At 74.9% G+C, this 2,003-nt stretch carries 1 protein-coding gene and 1 pseudogene; both read left to right on the top strand.

Translation table 11 applies throughout. The features are described from left to right. Window positions 1-1,075 (top strand): annotated as a pseudogene (locus HCJ92_RS23830) (serine/threonine protein kinase); the annotation flags it as partial. Window positions 1,076-1,169: 94 nt separating this feature from the next. After that, window positions 1,170-2,003 (top strand): protein kinase (locus HCJ92_RS23825; RefSeq protein WP_167935681.1); only part of this gene is annotated, 834 nt, incomplete at its 3' end.

The raw sequence follows: 2,003 nt of genomic DNA, 5'->3' as shown, positions 1-2,003 counted from the left end.
CCCCCGCGCCGCCGGCGACGACCCCCGACGACCGGCCGCCGCTGCTTCCGAGAAGCCGGGCGGCACGGACCGCCCGGCAGCCGCCACCGCCCTCGGCGCCGACAGCGGAAAGGCCGCCGGCGGCGAGAGCGGCGGCAGTTCAGCCCGCGGGGGTTCAGCACGCGGGGGTTCAGCCCGCGGGGGTTCGGCCGACGGTGGTACGGGCGCGAGCGGTCCGGGCGACGGCGGCTCCGGCGCTACGACGACCGGCAACGGCGGCCGACGCCGCCTGGTCCTGATCCTGGTCGCGCTCCTCGCCACGCTGGCCGTGCTCGGCGCGCTGCTGGTCTCCCGACTCGCCGACGGGGACTCCGGCGGCGATCCCGGTCCCGGCCCCACCGAGCCCGCAGACGACGGCACCGGCGACGGCGGCACCGACGGCGCCGGGGGCCCGGACGACGACACGGCGGACGGTGGCGCGGGCGACTCCACCGGCGGCCCGGACGGCGACCAGGACCCCGGGGACGACGCGGCACCGGGAGAGGACGGCGCGGCGGAGGGCACGGAGCCCGAGGAATCCGGCCCGCCGAGGAACACTCCCGAACGCGACACCGACGCCCCCTTCCCGCCCGAGGGCCCCACCGGCTTTGCCCGTACCGTCGACCTCCAGTACCGCTTCAGCATGGCGATGCCCCAGGGCTGGGAGCAGACGGGTACCGCCGGACGCAACTCCGGAGCGATTTACAGCCATCCATCAGGGCCGCCCCCGGCGGTTCAGGTCGATTTCACGACGTCACCCGGATCCGACGCCGAACAGGCTTGGCTTGAGCTGGAACCCTCGGTACGTGACGCCAGCACCGACTACGAGCGGGTCCGCATAGACTCCGTCGAATGGCGGGACTACCCCACCGTCTCGGACTGGGAGTTCGAGCGCACCATGGCCGGAACGCGGGTCCGGGTGCTCAACCGCGGCTTCCGGGTCGACGACGGGCGGGGGTACGCGGTGATGGTCACGTGTGTGGCGGCCGAGTGGGACGGGAATGACTGCCGCACACTCCGGGAAACGGCCTTCGAATCGTTCGCCCCGCTCGGCTGAACGGGAGCCCGTGGACCGGAGCATGGTCGTGTCACGCCATCGGCACGTATCGTGAGCAACCGGGTGCCGACGGCACGTCACGAGGGGAGGCGTAGTGGAACAGTACGCGGGGCGGCTGCTCGCGGACCGCTATCGCCTTCCGCGACCCCCTGCCGACGCCTACGAGTTGGTGGAGACCAGGGCCTACGACACCGCCAGCGGCCAGGAAGTCCTGGTCAGGCAGGTGCCGTTGCCCGAGGTGCTCGACGCTGAGGTGCTGGACGGCGGCCACCCCCGCGGGCCCGGCCCGCAGCAGAACCCGCGCGACTCCGGCCTGGCGACCCGCACCCCCGACGACCCCGTCGTCCGCCGGGCGCTGGAGGCCGCCGCCGCGGCGGCCTCGCTGCCGGACCACGCCCGACTGGACCAGATCTTCGACGTCTTCGTCCAGGGCGACGGACTCTGGATAGTCAGTGAACTCGTCCCCGGCCGCCCGCTGGCGGCCCTCCTCGCGGAACACCGCATGGGGCCCTACCGCGCGGCGGAGATCGCCGCGGACGTGCTGGCGGCCCTCCGCGTGGTGCACGCGCACGGCTGGACCCACCGCAACATCACCGCCCGCACCGTCCTCGTCTGCGACGACGGGCGCGCGATGCTCACCGGGCTCGCAGCGGGAGCGGCGGAGGAAGTCCTCTGCGGCTACGACCCGTTCCCCGTCGACCAGGGCGCGGATTCCGGCACCACCCTGACCCGTGGGGCGTCCGACGACAGCGACGCGGGCGGACCCCCGCCTGTGCCCGGTGCCCGCGACGCCGGCCCCCGGCCCCCGGCCGAGGAGCACGCGGCACCGCCGCCGTACCCTTCTGTCCTCGACGGCAGTGGCAGCGCTGGCCGTCGCCGGGGCCGGGCCGCTGCTCACCGCGTGCGGGGGTGGTGGTGGGGCAGGGGC

Origin of the sequence: Streptomyces spiramenti (assembly GCF_012034385.1) — a bacterium.
GTDB lineage: Bacteria > Actinomycetota > Actinomycetes > Streptomycetales > Streptomycetaceae > Streptomyces > Streptomyces spiramenti.
Note: the sequence above shows the minus strand (reverse complement) of the source record. Positions and strands in the feature narration are given on the sequence as shown.